21 protein-coding genes are annotated in these 25,267 nt (G+C 28.5%); 9 read left to right on the top strand and 12 right to left on the bottom strand.

The annotated features are described in order from the left end of the window. Positions 1-29: 29 nt before the first annotated feature. From AVBRAN12654_RS05665 to ileS, 5 genes are all read right to left on the bottom strand, one after another. The gene (locus tag AVBRAN12654_RS05665; RefSeq protein WP_336614106.1) at positions 30-152 is read right to left on the bottom strand and encodes a hypothetical protein; all 123 of its coding nucleotides are present in this window, start codon (positions 150-152) and stop codon (positions 30-32) included. A 139-nt stretch (positions 153-291) separates the two neighbouring features. Next, complete coding sequence (locus tag AVBRAN12654_RS05660) at positions 292-1,428, bottom strand: hypothetical protein (protein WP_336614105.1); 1,137 nt, start codon at positions 1,426-1,428, stop codon at positions 292-294. Positions 1,429-1,515: 87 nt separating this feature from the next. Next, a complete protein-coding gene (locus AVBRAN12654_RS05655) occupies positions 1,516-2,136 on the bottom strand; it encodes a hypothetical protein (protein WP_336614104.1) in 621 nt (206 codons plus the stop codon). A 317-nt stretch (positions 2,137-2,453) separates the two neighbouring features. After that, positions 2,454-3,815, bottom strand: a complete 1,362-nt coding sequence (gatA, locus tag AVBRAN12654_RS05650) for an Asp-tRNA(Asn)/Glu-tRNA(Gln) amidotransferase subunit GatA (RefSeq protein WP_336614103.1) — start codon at positions 3,813-3,815, stop codon at positions 2,454-2,456. A gap of 94 nt (positions 3,816-3,909) precedes the next feature. Beyond that, the gene (gene ileS / locus AVBRAN12654_RS05645; RefSeq protein WP_336612606.1) at positions 3,910-6,642 is read right to left on the bottom strand and encodes an isoleucine--tRNA ligase; all 2,733 of its coding nucleotides are present in this window, start codon (positions 6,640-6,642) and stop codon (positions 3,910-3,912) included. A gap of 75 nt (positions 6,643-6,717) precedes the next feature. On the opposite strand from ileS, the gene AVBRAN12654_RS05640 reads away from it, so the two are divergent. Together AVBRAN12654_RS05640 and AVBRAN12654_RS05635 are read left to right on the top strand one after the other, a co-directional pair. Next, positions 6,718-7,803 carry a CinA family protein gene (locus AVBRAN12654_RS05640; protein WP_336608729.1) on the top strand — a complete coding sequence of 362 codons (1,086 nt, stop codon included), beginning with the start codon at positions 6,718-6,720 and terminating at the stop codon, positions 7,801-7,803. After that, on the top strand, positions 7,800-8,465 hold the full coding sequence (locus tag AVBRAN12654_RS05635; protein ID WP_336614102.1) for a uroporphyrinogen-III synthase: 666 nt from the start codon (positions 7,800-7,802) through the stop codon (positions 8,463-8,465). Before AVBRAN12654_RS05640 ends, AVBRAN12654_RS05635 begins: the two co-directional genes overlap by 4 nt. On the opposite strand, the gene AVBRAN12654_RS05630 is transcribed toward AVBRAN12654_RS05635, so the two are convergent. The 5 genes from AVBRAN12654_RS05630 to AVBRAN12654_RS05610 form a co-directional block, all read right to left on the bottom strand. After that, on the bottom strand, positions 8,462-8,875 hold the full coding sequence (locus tag AVBRAN12654_RS05630) for a DUF535 family protein (RefSeq protein ID WP_336614121.1): 414 nt from the start codon (positions 8,873-8,875) through the stop codon (positions 8,462-8,464). The genes AVBRAN12654_RS05635 and AVBRAN12654_RS05630 overlap by 4 nt on opposite strands. Before the next feature lie 10 nt (positions 8,876-8,885). Continuing rightward, positions 8,886-9,302 carry a hypothetical protein gene (locus AVBRAN12654_RS05625; protein ID WP_336614101.1) on the bottom strand — a complete coding sequence of 139 codons (417 nt, stop codon included), beginning with the start codon at positions 9,300-9,302 and terminating at the stop codon, positions 8,886-8,888. Beyond that, positions 9,302-11,089, bottom strand: a complete 1,788-nt coding sequence (gene lepA, locus AVBRAN12654_RS05620; RefSeq protein ID WP_214117702.1) for a translation elongation factor 4 — start codon at positions 11,087-11,089, stop codon at positions 9,302-9,304. The genes AVBRAN12654_RS05625 and lepA overlap by 1 nt, the downstream gene beginning before the upstream one ends. 84 nt (positions 11,090-11,173) lie before the next feature. Next, on the bottom strand, positions 11,174-12,538 hold the full coding sequence (locus tag AVBRAN12654_RS05615; protein ID WP_214117701.1) for an L-serine ammonia-lyase: 1,365 nt from the start codon (positions 12,536-12,538) through the stop codon (positions 11,174-11,176). Continuing rightward, positions 12,535-13,743: an aromatic amino acid transport family protein gene (locus tag AVBRAN12654_RS05610; protein WP_336614100.1), complete on the bottom strand. Its 1,209-nt coding sequence runs from the start codon at positions 13,741-13,743 to the stop codon at positions 12,535-12,537. The genes AVBRAN12654_RS05615 and AVBRAN12654_RS05610 overlap by 4 nt, the downstream gene beginning before the upstream one ends. A gap of 400 nt (positions 13,744-14,143) precedes the next feature. On the opposite strand from AVBRAN12654_RS05610, the gene AVBRAN12654_RS05605 reads away from it, so the two are divergent. Next, the gene (locus AVBRAN12654_RS05605; RefSeq protein ID WP_336614120.1) at positions 14,144-15,544 is read left to right on the top strand and encodes an alanine/glycine:cation symporter family protein; all 1,401 of its coding nucleotides are present in this window, start codon (positions 14,144-14,146) and stop codon (positions 15,542-15,544) included. A 38-nt stretch (positions 15,545-15,582) separates the two neighbouring features. Here the strand turns inward: AVBRAN12654_RS05605 and traF are convergent, their stop codons facing one another. Beyond that, positions 15,583-17,301: a conjugal transfer protein TraF gene (gene traF, locus AVBRAN12654_RS05600; protein WP_336614099.1), complete on the bottom strand. Its 1,719-nt coding sequence runs from the start codon at positions 17,299-17,301 to the stop codon at positions 15,583-15,585. 451 nt (positions 17,302-17,752) lie between these two features. Between traF and AVBRAN12654_RS05595 the strand changes: the two genes are divergently transcribed. The 4 genes from AVBRAN12654_RS05595 to AVBRAN12654_RS05580 are packed head-to-tail and all read left to right on the top strand — an operon-like array spanning position 17,753 to position 22,728. Beyond that, a complete protein-coding gene (locus AVBRAN12654_RS05595; protein ID WP_214117697.1) occupies positions 17,753-19,231 on the top strand; it encodes a DASS family sodium-coupled anion symporter in 1,479 nt (492 codons plus the stop codon). A 52-nt stretch (positions 19,232-19,283) separates the two neighbouring features. Next, a complete protein-coding gene (locus AVBRAN12654_RS05590) occupies positions 19,284-20,003 on the top strand; it encodes a fumarate reductase cytochrome b subunit (RefSeq protein ID WP_214117696.1) in 720 nt (239 codons plus the stop codon). Positions 20,004-20,021: 18 nt separating this feature from the next. Further along, positions 20,022-22,013, top strand: coding sequence for a fumarate reductase flavoprotein subunit (locus AVBRAN12654_RS05585; protein WP_214120099.1), 1,992 nt, complete (start codon positions 20,022-20,024; stop codon positions 22,011-22,013). Continuing rightward, positions 22,006-22,728 carry a fumarate reductase iron-sulfur subunit gene (locus AVBRAN12654_RS05580; RefSeq protein ID WP_214117694.1) on the top strand — a complete coding sequence of 241 codons (723 nt, stop codon included), beginning with the start codon at positions 22,006-22,008 and terminating at the stop codon, positions 22,726-22,728. Before AVBRAN12654_RS05585 ends, AVBRAN12654_RS05580 begins: the two co-directional genes overlap by 8 nt. 51 nt (positions 22,729-22,779) lie before the next feature. Here AVBRAN12654_RS05580 and AVBRAN12654_RS05575 read toward each other — a convergent pair whose 3' ends face one another. Further along, positions 22,780-23,187: a hypothetical protein gene (locus AVBRAN12654_RS05575; RefSeq protein ID WP_214120100.1), complete on the bottom strand. Its 408-nt coding sequence runs from the start codon at positions 23,185-23,187 to the stop codon at positions 22,780-22,782. A 67-nt stretch (positions 23,188-23,254) separates the two neighbouring features. Here AVBRAN12654_RS05575 and AVBRAN12654_RS05570 point away from each other — a divergent pair, with 67 nt between their 5' ends. Continuing rightward, a complete protein-coding gene (locus AVBRAN12654_RS05570; RefSeq protein ID WP_214120101.1) occupies positions 23,255-24,082 on the top strand; it encodes a prephenate dehydrogenase in 828 nt (275 codons plus the stop codon). Positions 24,083-24,248: 166 nt separating this feature from the next. Then, positions 24,249-25,267, top strand: a 1,019-nt coding sequence (locus tag AVBRAN12654_RS05565) for a PDC sensor domain-containing protein (RefSeq protein WP_336614098.1), incomplete at its 3' end; no start/stop codon positions are given.

The raw sequence follows: 25,267 nt of genomic DNA, 5'->3' as shown, positions 1-25,267 counted from the left end.
TGTGGTTTAAAGATTATTTCAATTTTAGATCATTTTTTGCTTAAATTAAATAAAGTATATATAGAAGTTTTTGGTATTTTATCTTTATGAACAAATTCAAAAGCATTTAAACTAAAAACTAGCATAAGTAATAAAGAAATTTTTTTAAGCATTTATTCTCCTTTATTTTTCATATCATAGCATTATTTAAGAATATTTTTTGGTTTGTAAATGTATTTTAGAGTTGAAATATAATTTTTAAATTCTTAGAATTTAAATATTTTTATTGCTTTATTTTGCTATATGTAAAAATTACTTATTTTTCATCTCATTATTATTAATAAAATTGTCTATAAATATATCATTGCATTCTTCGCCACCACGCACACTTATATTTTTACTACATGTTTCTGAAGCACGAGTACCACTTGTATAAAATGGAGAAGTAGCTGTAGCTATTATAGTATATAAAGAAAAAGGTGTGCCGGTTTTATAAGCAAGAATACTCTGAGCTATTTTTTTATTATTAATCCTATCTTTTATATAAGCAAAGTATTCAAATTTAGTCCAAAGTTTATCTTTTATATCAGGATAATCACATATATATTCATAATCAGAATTTGTGCATTTTACATATTCATATCTTGATAATTCATTTTTATCTATCTCTACTCTTGCTATACATTTACCTTTGTAGAATTCTTCAATTTTGGCACTCTTTTTTCTATAAGCTTCCATCATATCTATAATTAGATATCTTATTCTATCTTCTGGCATATTATGTTTTTGTATTAAATATTTTATTAAATCTTTTATTTCAGTAGGAATTTTTTCATGAAACATATTTTTTCTTAAATAATCTTCCCAAAAAACATTGCTATTACCTGCTAAATATTTTTTATAATATTTATTATATAGTTCTAAAAATTCTTCATACTCTATAAAACCTTTAGTTCCATCGCTTCTATCATATTCCAATGTAAACAATAGCTTATACTCTAAATCTTTTGAAACCATACAATTTTTATCATCTTCATTACTTGAATAAAATCTAAAATATTTTCCATTATTTATAGGATGGTCGCTTATTTCCTTATATTCAATATATTTTATTTTATTATCCAAAAGTGATCGCATATAAAAATCTGGTAATATAGAGCCAATCCATCCTCCTATATAATATTCGCTTATTTTATACCTCTCTTTATCCATAAGATTAACCTTATATTCACCAATATATAGCGAATTTCCTTTAAAAGTCTCAAGGTATGTATTTGTAGCATATTTATTTGCATTGTAATAAAAAACAATATTTGTTATAAATATATCACCAAAAAATGCAAAAAACCAAATAGCAAACCACATTAGTTTTCTTTTAAAACCTTTTGGTTTAATTAAAACAATAAAAAATGTAATAAGCACAATAATATGCAATAAAATAAATTCCATTTTCAACACCTAATTATTTTTCATATCATAGCACTAACTTAAATAAAAATATCAAAGTTATAGAATTTAAATTAAGTATTTTAGTTTTTAAAGCTTTTCATAAACATAACCATATTTATCAAAATAAATTTTAAGCTCTTTTATATTGATATTATGATTATCTTTAAAATACTTTTCAAGCTCGTGATATTTTTCAATGCTTAATATATTTATAATCTTTTCATCTTGCAATAAAATTACTGAATCCATTACCTTATAGTATTTTAGTTTAAGCGTAAATATGTAATAAAATAATTTAAGAATAAAATTTATAAAGTATTGTAAGATAGTAGCAGGTAGTAAAAAAATCCATAAAATTTGAATTACTTCATGGGGTTTTTGTGATTTGTGATGAACTACCGAAAAGCTTTTATATATCTTAAAAGGCTTATTTAAATCAATACTTTCTAACACTTCGCCATTATTTAGATAATTAATGGTATTTTTAGTAATTATGATTTCTCTTTTACACTTTATAAAAGGTCTTATGTAAGGTAGTGCTAAAAATGGCATAATTATAAAAACATTTCTATGAAGTGAAGAGCTAGGATTATCTGTTAGAAAATACGCAATATAACTTATTATCATACAAACAAAAGCAGGTAAAAAATCAAAAAATGTATTAATATCCTTGATAATTATCGGCTCTTTATCGTAATCTCTTTGCATATCATCTAACCTTTTTTTAATAAATTTATATGGTGCTATATAGCACAATCAATGTCTTAAATTAAAACCACAACTAAAAATAGTAACATTCCAAATTTTAAGCATTCAAATTTCTTTATTTTTAATATCATAGCATTTACTTAAATAAAAATATCAAAAAACTTTATTAATTTACAATTTAATCACTATTTAGATAGTTAATTTACGATAAAAAAGGTATGAAGTATAAAAATTACATAATATAAATATTAAGCGAAGTGCTAAAAGTGATTAAAATCTATTTTAAATTCTTAGAATTTAAAATAGAATAGGGTAGGTTATTTAACAGCGTTTTCCAAGCTTAATGCTGCATTTAATAAGTTTTGCTCATCAAATCTTTTTGCTACTAATTGAACGCTCACATTTAAATTATCTTCAGTTTTAGCAACAGGCACGCTAATACCTGTAAGCTTTGCAAGATTAACTGAAATAGTAAAAATATCTTCTAAATAGCTTTCAACAGAACTAGTCTTCGCATCAAATGATTTTGGAAGACTTGGTGCAACAGGCATTAGTATTAAATCATTATCGCTTAAAATTTCATTGTATTTTCTAGTGATAACTTCTCTTACTAATTGAGCTTTTTTATAATATGCGTCAATATAACCACTCGAAAGCACGAATGTTCCTAATAAAATTCTTTTTTGAACTTCAAGCCCAAAACCTTCGCTTCTAGTATTTACATATAACTCGTTTAAATCTTTAAATTCCTTAGCTCTATTGCCATATCTAATCCCATCGTAACGGCTTAAATTAGCACTTGCTTCAGCACAAGCTATTATATAATAAGCAGCTACATCGTATTTACTATCAGCAAGGCTAACTTCACTTATGGTATGACCACAAGCTTTTAATTTATCTATAGCTTTATAAGTTTGTGTTTTTATTTCATCAGAGCATGAATCTATATAATTTTTAATAATTGCGATTTTGTATTTTTTATTAGCGTCTAATTTATCAAATGTAGGCACAAATTGAATATCAGCACTAGTGCTATCAAACTCACAATGACCTGCAATCGCATCGTATAAAATACTAGCGTCTTTTACATTTTGAGTTAATACTCCTATTTGGTCTAAACTACTTGAATAACTAGCAAGTCCATATCTACTAACTCTTCCATAACTTGGCTTAAAACCTACACAACCACAAAATGCAGCAGGCTGGCGAACACTTCCACCTGTATCGCTTCCTAATGCAGCAAGAGCTATTTTTGCACCTACCGCAGCAGCACTACCACCACTACTTCCACCTGGAACTAAAGTATTATTTAAAGGATTTAGGGTTTTTCCATAAAAGCTTGTTTTTGTAGTATTACCCATAGCAAACTCATCCATATTACATCTTCCAAATGGTGCGAATTTGTGTTTTTTCATATTGCTAATCACACTTGCATCATAAGGTGCATAATATCCTTGCATTATTTTTGAACCATTTGTAATGCTCCAGCCCTTAACTTGAATATTATCTTTAATAGCTACAGGCACTCCTAGATAATCAACATCATCTAAAGGAGTATTGATTAATTGCTCTACATAAGCTCCTAAATGTTTGCTTTCTAATGCTAATTTATTTAGTTCTTTTTTTAATTCTATTAATTCATTATCACTTAATTTTAATGCTTGTTCTAAAGTTATCATTTCTTTCCTTTATTTACTAAAATTACTCCAATAGCACTAATTATAGCTAATACTATAATAGTGCCGACTATTAGCTCTAAGCTAACAGGTTCGCTCATTTTAACACCCTTTCACATCTAGGACATAAGCTTTCTTCGCTTAGGCTTAAGTATTTCCAACATCTAGGGCATTTGCATAGATTTGATTTTATGATTTTGTATGTTTTATTATCAATTTCAAAACTTGCCAAAGCTTCGTTATTATTTAAAGCTTCAATTTTACTTAATGAATAAAAATCAGCTGCTTCTTCATAATTTAATATCACTTCATCATTAGTAGCTAGATTTAGCTCTAATGTGCTTTTGATTATTTTATCTTTTTTTAATATATCAATTTGCTCGTAGAATTTAACACGAGTTTTTAATAAATATTCATAATCGTTTTTGCTAGGTGTGATTTTACTAGCAAAATCAAAATCTTCTAAATCAAAAATACTCTTAATATCGCCTAATATAAATTTGTTTGCGTGTTCACAAGCTTCATTTGTAGTATGAGTTAATACAGGTGCTAGTAAAACTAATAATTTTTTAAGTATTAAAGCCATTGCAGTAATTGACGCTGTTCTTTTGCTATCTTCTTTAGCATCACAATACAAGCTATCCTTACAAATATCAAGATAAACACCGCTTAAATCAGCACTTAAAAATGTGCAAAGTGCATTCATACCTTTAGCGAAATCATATTCTAAGAATGATTTTTTGTAAAGCTCAAATACATTATTAGCTTTATTTAAAATCATTTTGTCTAAATCACTGAAATTATAATTATAAGCTTTTAAATCGCTAGTATTTGCTAATAAAAATCTTATTGTATTTCTTATTTTTCTATATTGTTCGCTAGTTTGTTTTAATATGCTTTCACCTAATTTAACATCAGTTGAATAATCACATAATGTTATATAAAGTCTAAAGATTTCTAAGCCATAATTTTTTGCAATTTGTTCTGGCGCTATTACATTGCCTAGACTTTTACTCATTTTTCTACCTTTTTCATCAACGGTAAATCCGTGAGTTAAAACTGCTTTATAAGGTGCTTGTTTGTTTAAAATAACGCTTAATAACAATGAGCTTTGAAACCACCCACGATGTTGGTCGCTTCCTTCTAAATACATATCAGCTTGAGTTGTTTTGATATCGTAATTTCCACTAGCTAAAACAGCGTTAAATGTAGAGCCACTATCAAACCAAACATCTAAAATATCAGTAACTTTTTCTAATTCATCTGCTTTATATTTTGAATTAGCTGGTAATAAATCTTTAATATCTTTTTGCCACCATACTCTTACACCTTCTTTTTCAAATATACTTGCAAGGTGTTCGTAAAGTTCAAAATCCATAATCAAATTCCCTGATTTATCATTAAAGAATGCTAAAGGCACACCCCAAGAGCGTTGTCTTGAAATACACCAATCAGGTCTATTACTAATCATAGTTCCTATTCTATTTCTTCCTGCTTTTGGATAAAAACTCACTTCATCAAGTGATTTTTGAGCTAATTCTCTTAAAGTCATACCATTGTAAAATTCTTTATCCATAGCTATGAAAAATTGTTTAGTAGCTCTATAAATTATTGGTTTATGAGTTCTCCAGCAAAATGGATATGAGTGTATAAATTTAGAGCATTTTAAAAGACTTTCGCCCAATAATTCAATAATTACTTCATTTGCTTTAAATACATGCATTCCTAATAATTCAGGTTTATTTGGCACTAATCTTTTGATATTTTCATCATAACAACCATCATCTCCTACAGGCATTTCTACTTCTATGTTGTATCTTAAACAAGCATAATAATCATCTTCTCCGTGTCCTGGTGCAGTATGAACTAAACCACTACCGCCATCCATTAAAACATGCTCTCCTGTTATGAATTGAGATAGATTATTGTTTAAAGGATTTAATGCGTTTGTATTTTCTAAAAAATCTCCTTTAAACTCAAGCACAGGTTTAATATTAAATTCTGCTAAATCTTCTAATCTTTTTTTAGCTACGATAAGACCATTTTCTCCTAAAACATATAGCTCATCTTTATTTAATGCGATTGCTTTATTTGCTGGTAAAGTCCAAGGAGTAGTAGTCCAAATAACAGCTCTTGCGTTGTTTAAAACACTATCATTTGCTCCTAAAGATTTAAGTTTTGCTTTTGCATCATCGTTTAGTTTGAATGCTACGAAAATTGAATAATCTTCTTTATCTTCATATTCAACTTCTGCTTCAGCTAAAGCACTTTTAGCAGCCCAACTCCAATAAACTGGCTTACTTCTTTGAATTAATAAACCATTTTTAGCTACTTCTAAAAGAGTTTTGTAAATATTTGCTTCAAATTTAAAATCCATAGTCAAATAAGGCTTGTCAAAATCTCCAATTATTCCTAAGTCTTTAAATTCTTTCATTTGAATACCTATGAATTCTTTTGCGTGTTCGGTGCAAGCGTCGTGAATTTCTTTTATACTTGGATTTTTATCTTTTAATTTGATTTCAACTTGTTGTTCAATAGGCAAACCATGGCAATCCCAACCAGGAGTATATGAAATTGAATTATTAGCTAGAAAATATCTAGTTTTATTAATCATATCTTTTAAGATTTTATTTAAAGCATGACCTATGTGTAAATGCCCGTTAGCATAAGGAGGGCCATCGTGTAGGATAAATTTAGGTGCTTTTTTATCTCTTAATTGTGCGTATGCAAATGATGAAAATTTTTCAAAACTTTTTTTCTCGTTTTCATAAAGATTTGCTCTCATCTCAAAAGTAGTATTGGGTAATAATAATGTATCTTTATAATCCATAAATGTGCCTTTAATATTTTTTGATTGTTAAAATGCACTTATTTTGCTATACTTTTTTAAATAAAAGGATAAGAAATGAAACATTTATTAATATATTTTACAAAAGATTTGAGTTTTAATAGTAGTTTTTGTGAATTTGTAGATAGAAGTTTGGCTAAGAAGAATTTGTTTGCTAATACTATCATTAAGCTTAATGATGATGATTCTAAATTAAATACTCTTTTAGAAATAGATGTTAAAAAATATGAATTAGTAACGATAATTGCTGATGAGTATTCTTTTTCTATGATTAATAAAATCCTAGCTACATTAAAAGAATGTGAATTGAGTTTAATTGATGATGAGTTTATAGTAGAAAATCCTAAAGATTATAAGAAAAATTCAGTTTTAATAGATTTAAATGGGGTTATGATTAATATATTAAAAGCTAGTATGTTTTATCTACCTGAAATTTTGCATAATACAAAACAAAGTTATGATTTTTTAATAAGTGATTTGGATTTAGAAAGTGCTGAAATATTATTAAATACTAGCGTAAAGCCTTATGGAGTAAGTCTTAATATTTATTCACTACTTGATAATTTATTATATGTCAAAGTAAATACTAATGAATATTCAGATGAAATAGGGCTTTTAAATTCCGTTAAATCATTATTCCCTAAAAAAGTGATTTTTGCTGATAATTTATACGAGCATATAATTAAAAAATTAAAAGAAAATAACAAAAAATTAAGCTTCGCAGAAAGCTGCACTGGTGGATTATTGGCTAGTAATTTTACTAAAATTAATGGCTCAAGTAGTGTTTATGAAGGTAGTGTTATAACATACTCAAACAAAAGCAAAAAAGCTTGGCTAAATGTAGAAGATATTCATTTAGAAAATCAAGCAGTTTATTCTCAAAATTGTGCTTTAGCAATGGCTACGGGGGTATTAAAATTAACTAAGGCAAATTACGCTATAACTTGCACGGGGGTTTTAGGAGATAGCGATGATTTAGGCGTTAAAAGCGGTGTAGCTTTTATATGTGCTATTAGTGATACAGGCTTGATTTTGCACGAGAGATTAGAATTACTTGGAGATAGGATTTATAAGCAAAATCAATGTGCTTTAGCTTGTGCTTTATTGCTTTGCAAACTTGAAAGAGAAGTGTTTTTTGAATGATTTATGTAGTTGGTTTAAAAAACGAAACAAATATAAAGAGTATTTTTGTAAATGAAATAATTTTTAATAATTTTAGCATTAATGATGATTTTGATGCTTGTATTTTTACTAGCAAAAATGCCGTTAAATCTTGTGTATTAAATAATATTAATCTAAAAAATAAAAAGATTTTTAGTATAGGTTTAGCAACTACGAAATACCTAAATAGTTTAGGCTTAGATGTATTTTATACAGGCAAATCAGCTCACGCGAGTGAATTTAAAAACGAGATATTGCCACTGCTAAATAATTTAAAATGTGTTTATTTTAGGGCTTTAAATATTATAAGTGATTTAGATGAGTTTTTAGATTTAAATAATATTAGCCTAAGGTCTGTAATAGCATATAGTAACACTAGATTAAATACGCCTTTAGATAATGATTTAAACCCTTTTGTAAGGTCAATAAATAATGAAGATATATTGATATTTTTAGCACCATCAGGAGTGCGTGATTATGAATATTTTTTCAAAACTTTTCCAAAAAATATAATAGCAATAGGAAAAAGCACTGAAAATGAATTAAAAAAATATAATGTAAAAAATATCTTTGTTTCAGACTATCCTACTTTGCAAGATTGCTTAAACCTAGCTAATAGTTTAAATAAAATTAAAATAAATTAATTGTTTAATATTAAATTATCTAAAAACATATATCTTTTTTTATACATTGAACGTTTATTACTAGGTATTTCATTAATTGGAGTAGTTTTAAAAGATAATTTTTTATATCCTTGAAATTGTTCAATAACTTCACAATTTTCTTTAAAAATTTCATCAAGGTTGTGAATATTTAAAATTTTTCCTTTTCTTTTTTTACCTCTTTTAAAACTAGATATTGCATAAAAATCATCCACTCCATAAACATACTTTAATTTAAGCTTTTTAATAAAAATAAAAGAATAAAAAATCATGAATGTTATGGGTCTTAAACCAAAAAAACATTTTGTAAAATTTTTAATATATTCTTTTATATTATTTCCACTACCGCAACCTTGCAAACAAGTAATTAATATTCCATCATTTAGGGTAATAAAATTTAAATTATAAATTGGTTGATTTTTGTAATGAAGACTTAAAAAAAAATAGTCCTTCGTTAATCATATTAGGGGTATTTTTTAAATATATAATATAGTCTTCATTTAGATTAATTACAGGAATCATACGAGTTTTAAAAATATTTGGATAATATTCATTAATAATAGATAAATCTCTTTCAAAACTTATATATCCTTGATTAAAGTTGAAGTTTCTACAACCATATTGAATGTGTAATAAATCAATAGCTAACAAATTATTATTCTGAAAAAAATTAACTATATTATTTGAGTTGTTAAAACAAATCTTATTTAGACGTTCATAATTATTTTTATAATAAAATTTTCTAATATTGAATTTTATTATTCTAATAATATTCTTAATAATACCATCTTTTCTAATATAATTATAATTTAAGCTCATTAGTCAATCTTTAAAATACTTAAAAATGCTTCTTGTGGTAAAGATACTTTACCTATTGCTTTCATACGCTTTTTACCTTCTTTTTGCTTTTCAAGTAGCTTTCTTTTTCTAGTAATATCCCCGCCGTAGCATTTAGCAGTAACATTTTTACCCATTGATTTTACATTTTCACGAGCTATGATTTTATTGCCTATACTTGCTTGAATTGCTACTTCAAATAATTGTCTAGGCACAATATCTTTCATAGCTTTTACTAAATCTCTACCTTTGCTTAAAGCCTTTTGATTTGGCACGATAATACTTAACGCATCAACCGCTTCTCCTGCCACTTTTATATCAAGCTTTACTAAATCTCCCACTCTATAATCACAAAATTCATAATCAAAACTAGCATATCCACGAGTAAGTGATTTTAATTTATCATAAAAGTCCATAATAATTTCATTCATAGGTATATCGTATTCAAGCAATACTCTATTTTCTGTTATATAATCCATTTTTGTTTGTATTGCACGGCGATTATTTAAAAGAGTAATTAAATTCCCTAAAAACTCGCTAGGAGTTATTATGGTAGCTTTTACATAAGGCTCTTTTATGTGGTCTATTTTATTTACAGGTGGTAAGTCGCTTGGATTTTGGATATTTAATACGCTTCCATCGGTTAAATTAACTTCATAAGTAACACTAGGAGCGGTTGCTATTAGGTCTAGATTAAACTCACGCTCTAAGCGTTCTTTTATAACTTCCATATGCAATAAACCTAAAAAGCCAACCCTAAAGCCAAAACCTAAAGCAAGTGAAGTTTCTGGCTCGTATGAAATTGAACTATCGTTTAGTTTTAATTTATCTAAAGCATCTCTTAAATCTTCAAATTTATCAGTTTCAATCGGATAAATCCCTGCAAATACAAAGGCTTTTGCTTTAGCAAAACCTTCAATTGGCTCTGTTGCTTTATCTTTTGCTAGGGTTATTGTATCTCCTACGCTAATTTGTGCTATGTCTTTTAGTCCTAATACAACTATACCAACTTCTCCTGCTTTAATTGTATTTGTTGGCATTGGATTTAGTGGGTGTGGATAGCGTAAATCTAATACATTATGCTTTACGCCTTCGTGCATTAAATATATTTCATCGTTTTTATTAATCTCTCCGTCCCTTACTCTAACTAAAGCTAAAGCCCCTAAATAGCTATCAAACCAGCTATCATAAATTAGTGCTTTTAGCTTATTTTGATTACTTTTTGGTGCAGGAATTCTCTCACAAATTGCTTGTAATAATTCAGCAATTCCTATCCCAGCTTTTGCACTAACTTCTATTGCATTAGAACAATCAATTCCTATTATATGCTCAATTTCAGCCTTTACTTTTGCAGGATTTGCTGCGGGTAGGTCAATTTTATTAATTACAGGGATTATTTCTAAATCATGCTCAATTGCCATATAAACATTCGCAATTGTTTGTGCTTGAACGCCTTGTGAAGCATCAACTACTAATAATGCCCCTTCGCAACTTGCTAAACTTCTACTAACTTCATACGAAAAATCCACATGACCTGGGGTGTCAATAAGATTTAAAATATAATTTTCTTTATTATAAGTATAATTTAATCTAACTGATTGAGCTTTTATAGTAATTCCACGCTCTTTTTCTATATCCATAGTATCCATTACTTGCTTACTCATTTTGCGTTGCTCTATAGCATTGCAAGTTGTGATTAAACAATCTGCTAAAGTGCTTTTACCATGGTCTATATGTGCTATTATTGAAAAATTTCTTATATTTTGCATTAAAGTTCCATTATTTTGATGTGATTTTTAATATTAACAAAAAATAATAAATTACAGATTGTAAAAAGGGCATAAAGCCCTTTTTTAGCAAAATTTCTTGTAATTTGTAGCTAGACCTGCAAGGCTAGTTTCTTTATATCTTGTATCCATATCCTTGCCTGTTTCATACATAGTTTTAATAACCTCATCAAGCCCAACGCTAGGAGCACTCTCTCTATCCATAGCCATTTTAGCTGCACTTACAGCCTTTATTGCTCCGAATACATTACGCTCAATGCAAGGAATTTGAACAAGTCCTGCAACAGGATCGCAAGTTAGCCCTAAATGATGCTCCATTGCAATTTCAGCAGCAGAGCAACAATCAATCGGACTTGCCCCCATACTAAAGGCAAATGAAGCAGCTGCCATTGAAGAAGCTGAGCCAATTTCTGCTTGACAACCTGCTTCAGCTCCACTTATACTTGCGTTTTTCTTAAACAATGAACCTATCGCCATTGATACTAATAAAAAGTCTCTAATGTCCTTTTCACTCATACTTTTTACATGTTCTTTTAAATATAAAAGCACAGCAGGAACTACTGCGCAAGCTCCATTGGTTGGAGCAGTTACTACACGATTACCCGCTGCGTTTTCTTCTGAAACACTCATAGCATAAAGGCTAAAATAATCTATAAAATCCAAATCACCCTTACGATTTAAATTCTTATCATCTAAAAGCATTAATTTTTTAGCTAATGCAGGAGCTCTTCTTTTAAGCTTGATTGGTCCTGGTAGGATTAGTTCATTTGAATTAGCACCTGCTTTAAAGCTATCTTGCATTGCTTCATAAATCTCTTTACAATAATTATTTATATATTCTTCGCTATTAAAATTAAGCTCATAAAGCATTGCAATTTCGGCTATGTTTTTATTGTATTTATTACATAACCACAAAAGCTCCGTCGCACTATCAAAAGAATAATCATAATTTTTTTCTTGATTAGTTTGATTAGTTTTACTAATCTCATCTTCACTTTTAATAAATCCACCGCCAACTGAATAATAAGTCTTAGATTTAACACAAGTATTATTTGAAAATGCTTCAATCGTTAAAGCATTTTCGTGATAGCTTTTAAATTCTTTAGAAAAAATAATATCGCTATTTTCATCAAAATCTATTTCAAATTCATTTCCTAATAAAAGCTTTCTTTCGTTTAATCTTAATAATACAACTTGTTTTTGTTCTGGGCTTATTGTTTTTACATTTAAGCCACTAAGACCTAAAACCACAGCAATATCGCTTAAATGTCCTTTACCTGTAAGTGATAAAGAGCCAAATAAAGTAACTTTTATCCTAGTAATTTCTTTTAAATTTAAACCTTTTAAAAACTCATTTCCTGCAACAAAAGGTCCAACGGTGTGCGAACTTGATGGACCAATGCCGATTTTAAAAATACTTAAGTTACTCATAAGTTCATCTTATAAATTACACTTGTAATTGTGATAATTCCCATAATAGCTACGAAATAACAAGCCGCACCATTTTTATAAACTCTTAGCTCTGGGATTTTATATATAGCATATACAGGCATTAAAAATAATATTACAGCAATAATAGGACCGCCTAAATCTTCTATAAATCCTAAAATACTAGGGTTATAAAAAGCTACTATTATCATAGTTACATACATAAATATAGTTGTAAAGGCATTATTTTTACTAACAGCTTTTCCGCTTACTTTTTTAATAAGTCCATTTAAGCCTTCTCTAGCACCAAAATAGTGTCCAAAAAAGCTAGTTAAAATTGCCAAAAACGCAACAGCAGGAGCACCATAACTTATAATATTTCCATCAAATTTATTAGCAAAATAGCTAAGGATTGGAATATTTGCATCTCTTGCAATAGCAAACTCATTTTTATTAAGACATAAAATACAAGAAAATACAAAAAACATAACAAATACTAATAAAAGCGTAGCGTTATTAAATAATATTTGCTTTCTTTTTGCGTCCGAGTTTTCTTTATACTCATTATATGTATTTAGGCTAAAAGTTGAAATCGCAGGAGAGTGATTAAAGCTAAATACTAATACAGGTAAAGTAAGCCATATTGTGCTAATAAATTCCTTTGCACTTGGAACTTCACCTAAAACTTCTAATTTCCAATGTGGAATTAAATAAAGTGAAAATAAAAATAGTATTAAGCATAATGGATAAACAAGCCATTCACAAACTTTAGTAACTAAAGTTTCATTAGTAAACATTACAGCCATCATAATTGTAATTAAAACAATAGCCAAGATTAAGCGATTTGGCTCGGCTAAGCCTAATTGATTTACCATAAATGAGCTTATAGTATTTGTAATACCAACCCCATAAGCAAGACAAATAGGATAAATTGCAAAAAAGTATAAAAATGTAATCACAATTCCTACTTCTTTACCAAAATATTTATTCACAGCATCAGTAATATCTCCACCTTTAGTAGAGCCTACAAAATATGATAAGAATAAATGTGATAAATAAGTCATTGGGAAAATTAATACACACATTAAAACAATAGGCCAAAAGCCACCAGTTCCTGCACGAATAGGTAAGAATAAAATTCCAGCACCAACAGCAGTGCCAAACAATGAAAACATCCAACGATTGTCAAATTCGCTCCATTTTTTCATTATTACTCCTTAAAATAATTTAAAGCCGCTATTTTAATTATATTTATATAACTTATTATAAATTTAAATCAAACTTTTAAAATAAATGTTACAAAAAGTAACAAAATATTAAAATTTATAAAAAATAATATGATTTTGATATTTATTATCTTTTATTTATTATAATGACTTCGTTTTTTTAAATTTAAAGGAGATATTATGAATTTATTACATCCAAAGAGCTTAAAAGACATTATTAAAAAGCCAGATAATCAAAAAAATCCTTTTGAAAGATTAATTATTGCTTGCGAAGATAAAAGCAGCAAACATAAGTAATTAACCAAAAACGCTTGAATTTATATATAATGATTTTTTGAAATTTTTTTATTAAGGAGAGCGTTTGCAAAGTTTATTAGAAGAAATACATTTACTTTTAGATTTAATAAATGGTTATTTATATACTTATTTTTTAGTTTTTGCACTAATTATTGTAGGTATAATTTATTCTATCAATACTCGTTTTGCTCAGTTTAGATTGATGGGTAATGTTTTAACATTATTAAAAGAAAAGCAAGACAACAAAGACCATGTTAGTAGTTTTGAAGCTTTAATGATTTCAACTGCTTCAAGGGTTGGTATTGGAAATATCGCTGGAATTAGCACTGCAGTTGTAGTTGGTGGTGCAGGTGCATTGTTTTGGATGTGGGTAATGGCATTTATAGGCGGTGCAAGTGCATTTGCTGAAAGCACATTAGCTCAAATATATAAAAGCAAAGATGAAAATGGTTTTCGTGGAGGACCTGCATATTTTATTGAAAAAGGCTTAGGAAATAAATTTTTTGGTAAATTATTTTCAGTTATTTTAATTATTACTTATGCTTATGGATTTAATGGACTTCAAAGCCATACTATGACTTCAGCATTTGAGATATATTTTCCTGATAACTTTAGTAATGCAAGTATAATTATAGGGATTATTTTAAGTGTTGTTGCTTTTGCATTATTCTTTTCAAATTCAAAATCACTTGGAAAAGTAAGCTCAATTATTGTTCCTATAATGGCTTTTGTTTATATTTTATTAAGTATTATTGCTATGGCTATGCACTATGATTTAATACCATCTGTGTTTAAAATGATTTTTAATAGTGCTTTTGATTTTCAAGCTATTTTTGGTGGATTTGCAGGTAGTGTTATAGTAATAGGAATTAAGCGTGGATTATTTTCAAACGAAGCTGGTATGGGTTCTGCTCCAAACGCAGCTGCAGCAGCAAATACAAGTCATCCTGTAAAACAAGGAATTATTCAAAGTTTTTCAGTGTTTATTGATTTAATTATATGTTCATGCTCTGGATTTTTAGTATTGTTCTCACAAAGTTACATTAATCAATTATCAACTGGCGAAACTAAATTAAATGCTTTACCTATGGTGCAACAATCAATGATGGAATATTATGGTACTTGGGGACTTCATTTTATAACTTTTGCAGTTATTTTATTTGCTGTAACTTCATTAATCGGTAATTTTTACTATGCAGATGCAAATGTTAAAAACCTTACAAAAAACAATTTAAACGAATTAGTTTTTAAAATAAGTGCGGTTGCTATGGTATTTATTGGTTCTCAATTAGATTTAAAAGTAGCTTGGGATTTAGCAGATATTACAATGGCTGCAATGGCTTCTATAAATATCATTGCTATTTTATTATTAAGTCCTATTTTAATAAAATGCTTAAAAGATTATGATGAGCAAAAGAAAAGAGGTTTAGACCCTGTATTTAGTGCTAAAAAATTAGGTATTAAAAACGCTGAATGTTGGGATTAAGCAAGATTTGAATTAGGTTAAATCCTAATTCAAATTCTTTACCATTTATATCCAAATCCTATTCTTAAATCAAAATAATTAGGCACTTTACTTGAAACCTTGCAAATATCTTTATCGCAATTACTAGACTTTAATCCACTCGCTAAGGCTATATCAAATATATTAAAGAAATTAGCTCCCGTTGTAAGTATAGTCCCATAATCTTTTTTAATATCGTAAGCTAAGCCACCCCTTAGATTAAAATAATCATTAAATTCGTATTTAATACCACCGCCTAGCATTTGAGATTTATTGTATTTATTTGATAAAGTTGTGTTTGTAACTAAATCAGTATCAAAAGCAAAAGTAAAATCACTATATTTATATGCTAATCCAAATCTTACTTGCGGATTTAATCTCATACTACTTGAATGGAATTTGATTTTAGGATTATTTAAATTTTTAATAACCAATCCAGTAGAAAAATCATCAATACTATATAATGCTCCTATATCTATTCCAAAAGTATTTGTTGATTTTGCATTATGCAAATCATTTTTAATATTTATATCTTTAGAATTAACTCCATTCATATCTATTTTAATGCCTTTTTCTACTTGATATGCTTGAATATTCATATATTTTAAACTAGCACCTAAACTAAGCTCTCCATAAGGCATTATAAAACCATTTGCGTAGCTAATTGGCACTTCTGTTATCATTAGCATTGTTGTATTTAAAGGATTTTTTACACTATCTTGCATTGCTGAATGATTTAAATATTCTTCTTCGCTTACATTGGTTACGAATAGTTGTGAATTGCTTTTAAATAATTTTAAATAAATATATTTATCATCATCTTTTATTTTTATTATTAAACTACTTTTTTCTTTATTTAACGAAGCATAAGTATTAAGTGAAATCGTATTAAATAAGCTTACAGAAAAAGCACTTAAATCCCCTAAATTATTGTTATATTCTAAACCACTTAATATATTTAAATTAACTTCATTATCATAAACTGCATTATAAATCAATTCAATATCATTTAAGGTATTTTCATCAAGAAAGGTATCTAATTTAGTATCTCCAATATCTAACAATAAATCATCTAAATTAACATTACCATCTTTTGAATTCTTTATCACATCTAAGACATTTTTTGTATCGGTATCACTTATTATATTTGTTAATAATTTTGTATCAACGCCATTGTTATTTAATTCTTCATTTGTATTATTTGTTGAAGTTATTAGCTCGGTTTTTATTGTTGTAGATAATTCATCATTATCTTGCATTTTATTTTTTAAATCACTAATTATATTGTCTAGTTCATCTTTAGTTAAATTATCATCTAATTCATCTTTAAAAGTTTTTGCTAATAAGGCTAAATCTTCATTATCGCTATTTGTGTTTCTTAATATAAAATCATCTATAACACTACCAAAATTACCAAATTTTAAATTATTAGCTCTTGAATTGTTGTTTGGATTAAAAATATGCTTTATTTTGCTTATATTTGCTTCAATTTTTTTATTTATAGATTTATCAAGATTAGATAATTCTAAAAGATTTTTTTGATTATAATTTGCTCCAAAACTAAAATTAACCCCATTTTTAGAATAAATCAAACTAGCAGGATTATAATAAGCTGCAAAATCATTATCTTTAAGTGCAACTCCAGCATATCCCATACTCAAAGGTATATTGCCTAAACTACCAAATTCTAACGCCAAAGCACTAAAACTAAAAGCGCTAGTTAATATTATCTTTTTCATAATTTTCCTTTTAAAAATATTAAAAATTATATAGTTACTTTATTATTGTTACTTAATGTATCAAAAAAATAATTTTTAGATTATTTTATTTAATTAATTAGCTTAAAAAATATAATTTTTTATAAAATCTCTCAAAAGGAGATTGGTAAAATGACAAGCAAATTATTTGTAGAATTACTTTATAGCGTCGGCTTTATAAGTTTGTTTTTATTATTAGGAATATTTTATAAGCAAAAATATTAAATGGAATTTTGGTTTTTACTAATTTAGCTTTTAATAATGCAAATGATGATTAAAAATTAACCTTAAAATATTTTAAGTTTAAATTGTTTTTAAATTAAAGCTTAAGAACAAATATTAATTTTTTAAAGCTAGATGATTATTTAAAAAATTAAGATTTTCTTTAGCTTTTTTGGAATATATTAATTTCAACTTAATTTTAGGAGTTAATATGAAAGGTAAGGTTCCGTTGTGGAAATTTATCGCACCAGTTGTTGCTGGTTTGCTTGTGTTTTTGCTTTCGTATTTATTTGCTGATTATTCTCAGCTTAGTATGAATGCTTGGATTTATGTTAGCATTTTTGCTGCTTTAGTTGTGGGGCTTATCTTAGAGCCTATGCCACCTGCTTTTTTAGGTATTATTGCTATAGCTTTAGCAGTATTATTTAAAGTTGGACCTGCAAAATCAGGCGAAGTTGGTGCAAAAATTACTTCAGAAGCTGCAATTAATTGGGGTTTAACTGGATTTTCAAATTCTGTTGTGTGGCTTATTTTTGCTTCATTTATGATAGGAATTGGCTATCAAAATAGTGGTCTTGGTAAAAGAATTGCTTTAATTTTAGTAAATAAATTAGGCAAATCTACTTTAGGTTTAGGCTATGCAATTGCTATTGCTGATTTAATTTTAGCTCCATTTATTCCGAGTAATGCTGCAAGAAGTGGTGGAACCATTTATCCAATAGCTACAAGTATTCCTGCTATGTATGATAGCTCTCCTGATAAAGAACCAAGAAAAATAGGTGCTTACATAGCGTGGGTAAGTCTTGCTACTACTTGTATTTCAAGTTCAATATTTTTAACAGGTCAAGCACCAAACCCACTAGCTTTAGAGATATTATCAAAATCAGGTATTGCTGTAGTTGATTGGATGGGTTGGTTTTTATGCTTTTTACCTATTGGTATTATTTTGTTTTTAATCACTCCTTTATTAACTTATTATATCTATCCACCAGAAGTTAAAGGCTCTAGTAAAATTAGTGCTTGGGCTAAAGAAGAATTAGTAAAACTTGGCTCAATTAAATTAAAAGAATTATTAATGTTAAGCATTTCAATTCTTGCTCTAATTTTATGGATAGGTTCAAAGACTTTTGGAGTTAGTGCTACTACAACTGCTTTAATTGTAATTATTCTAATGATAGTTACTAATATTATTACTTGGAATGATTTTTTAGCTAATAAACCAGCGTGGAATGTTCTTACTTGGTTTGCTACTTTAGTAACAATGGCAGGTGGATTAAAAAATGTTGGATTTTTAGAATTCTTATCAAAATATACTGATAGTTTATTAAGTGGTATTAGTCCTACTTTAGCAGTATTTATATTATTACTTGTATTTTGTTTATTAAGATATTTCTTTGCTTCTGGGACTGCATATGTTACTGCAGTTGTTGGGGTGTTTGCAATTATTGCAAGTAAAATTGCTGGTTATGATGCGTCTTTTATTATGATGTTTTTACTAGCTCCAATGGGTATGATAAGTGTTTTAACGCCTTATGGGACAGGACATAGCCCAATTTGGTTTGCGAGCGGTTATATTAAAGGTGCAGAATTTTGGAAATTAGGTGCTATTTTTGGAGCTATTTATTTACTAATTTACACACTTATTGCGTATCCGTGGTTTAAATTCATTATTCCACATATTTTTTCGTAGGTCGTTTGTTAAACATTAGTAAAATGAGAAAAATTTAAGAAAAGGAGTTAAAGTGTCTAGTAAAATTGAAAATTTTTTAGGCAAAAGAGTTGATGGCACTAAATCACGCTTACCTGCTAAGCTTGATTTTTATCAAAGTGCTACTGGTTTAATTCTAGGGCTTTTTATGTGGGGACATATGCTTTTTGTTTCTACCGTTTTAATCAGTCCTGAATTTTTTGAAGCTACGGCTAAGTTTTTTGAGGGTTCGGCTATTTTTGATACGCCAAAACCTGCTTTAGTATCTTGTATGGTGCTTATTATTTTTATTATTTTCTTTATTCACGCTGCTCTTGGTATGAGAAAATTACCAATTACTTATCGCCAATGGCAAATCGCAAGAGAGCATTCAAAACTAATAAAACACGAAGATACAACGCTTTGGGTTATTCAAGCCTGTACAGGTTTTGTTATGTTTTTCTTCGCTTCAATGCACCTTGCAATGATGTTTTTTAATCCTGAAACTATTAGATTTTTAGGTGCAGTTGAAAGAATTGTAAATCATAATATGTGGGCGTTTTATTTAATTTTATTATTCGCTGTTGAGCTTCATGGTGGTATTGGTCTTTATAGACTTTGCGTTAAATGGGGTTGGTTTGATGGAAATGATGTGCATACTGCAAGAGCTAGAAGAAAAACTCTTAAAAAATTAAAATGGGTTATTAGTATTTTCTTTATAGTTTTAGGACTTGCTAATTTAGCAGTATTTATAAAAGCTGGTATTAGCTTATAACAAACAGAAAGGCTTAAAATGAAAGTAGAATTTAGTGATGCTTTAATAGTTGGTGGTGGTTTAGCAGGACTTAGAAGTGCTGTTGAAGTTGCTAAAAGTGGTCAATCAGTTACGCTTTTAAGTATTTGTCCTGTTAAGCGTTCTCACTCAGCTGCGGTTCAAGGTGGTATGCAAGCAAGTCTTGCTAATGGTAATAAAGGTGAAGGAGATAATGAAGATTTACACTTTGCTGACACCGTAAAAGGAAGCGATTGGGGATGCGATCAAGAAGTAGCAAGAATGTTTGCTCAAACTGCACCTAAGGCTGTTCGTGAGTTAGCTAGTTGGGGCGTGCCTTGGACTAGGATTACAAAAGGTCCTAGAAATGTTGTTATAAACGCACAAAAAGTAACAATAGAAGAAAAAGAAGAAGCACACGGACTTATAAATGCAAGAGATTTTGGTGGGACTAAAAAATGGAGAACTTGCTATATTGCTGATGCTACAGGGCATTGTATGATTTTTGGGGTTGCAAACGAAGCAATCAAACATAATGTAAAAATCATAGATAGAATGGAAGCTCTTAGAATTATTCACAAAGATGGAATTTGTTTAGGCGTAGTTGCAAGAAGCTTAATTGATGGTAGTCTAACTGCATTTGTATCAAAAGGCACAATGATAGCAACAGGTGGATATGGTAGAGTTTATAAACAAACTACAAACGCAGTTATTTGTGAAGGAACAGGTGCAGCAATGGCACTTGAGACAGGATTATGCTCTTTATCAAATATGGAAGCGGTTCAATTTCACCCAACTCCAATTGTTCCAAGTGGGATACTTTTGACTGAAGGTTGCCGTGGTGATGGTGGTATTTTAAGAGATGTTGATGGATACCGCTTTATGCCTGATTATGAGCCTGAGAAAAAAGAATTAGCAAGTCGTGATGTTGTAAGTCGCCGTATGATGGAGCATATTAGAAAAGGAAAAGGTGTTAAAAGTCCTTATGGAGAGCATTTATGGCTTGATATTTCAATCTTAGGTCGTGCTCATGTTGAAAAAAACTTAAGAGATGTTCAAGATATTTGTAAGACATTTAATGGAATTGACCCTGCTGATGAAGGTCCAAAAGGTTGGGCGCCGGTTCTTCCTATGCAACACTATTCAATGGGTGGAATTAGAACTAAGCCAAATGGAGAAACTCCAAAGATGAAAGGTCTTTTTGCAGCAGGTGAAGCAGCTTGCTGGGATATGCACGGATTTAATAGACTTGGTGGAAATAGCTGTGCTGAAACCGTTGTTGCAGGTATGATTGTAGGAGATTATTTTTCTGAGTATTGCAAAAATAATACAATAGTAGCTGATATGCAAGTGGTTCAAAAATTCTTAAACGATGAAGCAAATTATTTAAAAGAAATAGCAAATCGTGAAGGTAAATATAATATTTTTGAAATCAAAAACGAAATGAAAGATATTATGTGGGAGCATGTTGCTATTTTTAGAACAGGCGAAGGATTAGAATACGCAGTAAAACGCCTTGAAGAATTATTAATAGAGAGCAAAAAAGTAGCTATTAAAGATAAAGAATTAAATTGCTCAAATCCAGAGCTAGAAGAAGCTTATAGAGTTCCAAGAATGTTAAAAGTTGCTTTATGTGTTGCTCGTGGTGCGCTTCTTAGAACTGAAAGCCGTGGGGCTCATTATAGAGAAGATTATCCAAAAAGAGATGATTTAAATTGGATGAAAAGAACTATGACTTATTGGGATGAAGGCTCAACTTTACCTAGAGTTGAATATGAAGACCTTGATATTATGAAAATGGAAATGCCACCAGCATTCCGTGGTTATGGTGCAAAAGGAAATATAATTGAAAATCCTTTAAGTGAAGTTCGTCAAAAACAAGTAGATGAAATTACAGAAAAATTACAAGCAGAAGGTAAAAGTAGAGCAGAAATCCAAGACGCACTTATGCCTTATGAATTACAAGCTAGATTTAAAGCAGCTAATCAAAGAATAGGGGTTGATTATGAGTAGGAAACTAACAATAAGGGTATTTAAATATAATCCACATAGTAAAATTAGCAAGCCACATTTTGCTACTTATACATTAGATGAAACTAGTGGTATGACTATTTTTATAGTTTTAAATCAAATTAGAGAAAAATTTGATGCAAGTTTGAGTTTTGATTTCGTTTGTCGTGCAGGAATTTGCGGCTCATGTGCAATGATGATTAATGGAAAACCAAAATTAGGTTGCAAAACTCTTACTAAAGATTATCCTGATGGAGTAATTGAGCTTATGCCTTTACCTGCGTTTAAACATATTAAAGATTTAAGCGTTAATACAGGTGAATGGATGGAAGGTATGTGTAAAAGGGTAGAAAGCTGGATACATACTGACAAAGTTACTGATATTTCTAAGATTGAAGAAAGAGTTGAACCAGCAGTTGCTGAAGAAACATTTGAGCTTGATAGATGTATTGAATGTGGTATTTGTATAGCTTCTTGTGCAACTAAAGTTATGAGACCTAATTTCATAGGTGCTGCAGGACTTATGAGAGCTGCAAGATACGAGCAAGACCCACACGATAATAGAACTTTAGATGATTTTTATGAATTAGTTGGTGATGATGATGGAATTTTTGCTTGTATGAGCTTACTTGCTTGTGAAGATAATTGCCCTAAACAATTACCACTACAAACAAAAATCGCTTACCTAAGACGCAAATTAGCTACAAATAAAGGCTAAAAATATTAAGAATTTGAAATAAGATTTTATTTCAAATTCTTTTTTCACTACTCATAAAATACTTAATAATTTTGCAAATAAAACTATCAAAAAACATATTATCAAGGCTAAAATATGAGCCTGTTTTACCAAAAAATGTTCTTTATTGTTTTTAAATCTCGCTATATAAATACTAATAAAAGTTATAAAAAGCATTAAAATTACTAGAGCTATTTTGATAAAAAACATAATTTTATTTATATTTGCAAAATTAGTATATTCATTATATGCTAGATAAATTCCGCTAAGAATTAATATAACAAAGCTAAGTGCATATAAAATACCTGAACTTTTAAAATAAGCCTTTTTTAGCTCATTAGCCTGTTTTAACCCATAGCATAAAATCGCATCAACAAATACATAACCTATAAAAATAATTGCTGAAAATAAGTGTAAAAAAATCACAATAAAATCAACCATTTAAACTCCTTTTTTTAGAAAAATATTATATTATTTTGCATATATAAATCTTAATTAAGGATAAGTTATGAAAGCAGTTGTAATTGGATTAGGATTAATTGGTGGCTCATTGGCTTTAAATTTGATGAAAAACAAATTTATTAGTGGAGTTTATGGAATTGATTTAAATAAAGAACACGAAAAAGAAGCTTTAAAGCTTAATTTAGTTCATGAAATTATAACTTTTGATGAGATTAAAACTTGTGATTTGATTTTTTTATGTGTTCCTGTTGGAGCTATTATTGAAATTATTAAACAATTAAAAGATATTCCAAAAACTACTACAATTATAGAATTTGGTAGCACAAAAGAAAGTATTCAAAACGCAATAAGCGATGATTTAAAAGAGCAATTCATACTAGCTCATCCAATGGCAGGAACAGAGCATAATGGTCCTAGTGCTGCTAAGATTGATTTATTTAAAAACGCTGTTTGTGTATTATGCAATACCGAAAATACGAGCGTATTTCATCAACATAGAACCATAGAATTATTAAGTAATATTGGAATGAGAATTACTTTTATGAATGCAAGCTCACACGATCATCATAGTGCCATCATATCTCATCTACCGCATGTAATTAGCTTTTCTTTAGCAAATTATGTGTTAGATTGCGAAGATAAGAAAAACATTTTACACCTAGCAGGTGGTTCTTTTGCTGATATGAGTAGGATTGCAAAGAGTAGCCCTGCAATGTGGGAAAGTATTTTTAAAGAAAATAAAACAAATGTTTTAAATGCTCTTGATGGCTTTATAAATGAACTAAATGAGTTTAAGCAAATGATAAATAACGATGAATATCAAAAGCTAAACGAATGGCTTAAGAATGCTAATAAATTAAAAGAGATTTTATAATTTCATTGATTTCAATTAATATTTTTTTAATTGAAATCATAATTTTTCTTATTATTCCTTAAACGCTTAAACCATTGCTACATAGATATTTAAAAATTTTTTTACTATTAAATATTATTCAATTCTTTAATTGTAACATTAACGCAATTTTTTAAAAAGGAGTATTATGAAATTAACAAACAAAATTCCAGCATTAATTGCTATCCCACTTGTAGTTTGCTTTATTGTATTGTGTATAGTGAATTATTCTAGTTCAAAAACTGATTCATTATCATTTACTGATAAAGCTAAAGAAAACGGCTTAAATGCCACTATGCTTTATGTAGATTCTTATTTTAATTCAAGAATAAATTTTATAGAGCAATTCTCACCAATTTTAGCAAATTCAATTAGTGAAGATAATCAAGATGAGAATATCTTTAAAATTCTTAAAAATTATTTAGGAATTTCAAATTTCTCTGCTTTATTTATTGGTATGGCTGATAGTGGCAAGTTTTATTATATTAGCTCTAATAACGAGCCTTATATAGTAAAAGACCAAGATGCAAGAAGTAGGGGTTGGTATAAAGATGCTATTAGTGCCAATAGGGCTTTATTAGGTAAAGAAGTTTATCCTGATGAGAGATTAAAAGAAAAAGTTATGACAATTTCAGCACCTATTATTAAAAATGGCAAAATCATTGGAGTAATTGGTGGAGATATGGCATTTAAAGATTTAAAAAATCAAATTTTAACTTTACATTTTTCTAAGACCAACACAATATTTGCTTATGATGATAAATTAGAATTTGTAATGCACCCAAATGAAGAATTTGAATTAAAGCAAGATGATGTTATAAAAATGATTGAAAATAATCTAAAAGATGGCATTTCAGTTCGCTATACCTTTAAAGGTGATGAAAAAACTGCAGTATGTATTAATTCAAATACAACAGGCTGGAAATTCTGTAGCACCAATTTAACTAGCGATATAGACGATACTTTAAATTCTTTATTAAAACAAAATATAACATTATTTTTCGCTTCTTTAGTGATTATTTTATTATGCTTATTCTTCTTAATCAAATTCTCACTTCGCCCACTTGAAATCATTCAAAAAGGTCTAAGAGAAGTATTCGCACTAATAAATCACGAAAGAAAAACAGCAAGCAAGATTGATTTAAATTCTAAAGATGAGTTCGGAGC

This window comes from Campylobacter sp. RM12654 (assembly GCF_020137585.1).
Taxonomy (GTDB): domain Bacteria; phylum Campylobacterota; class Campylobacteria; order Campylobacterales; family Campylobacteraceae; genus Campylobacter_E.
The sequence above is the reverse complement of the archived record's forward strand: the minus strand, read 5'-3'. Positions and strand labels throughout refer to the sequence as shown.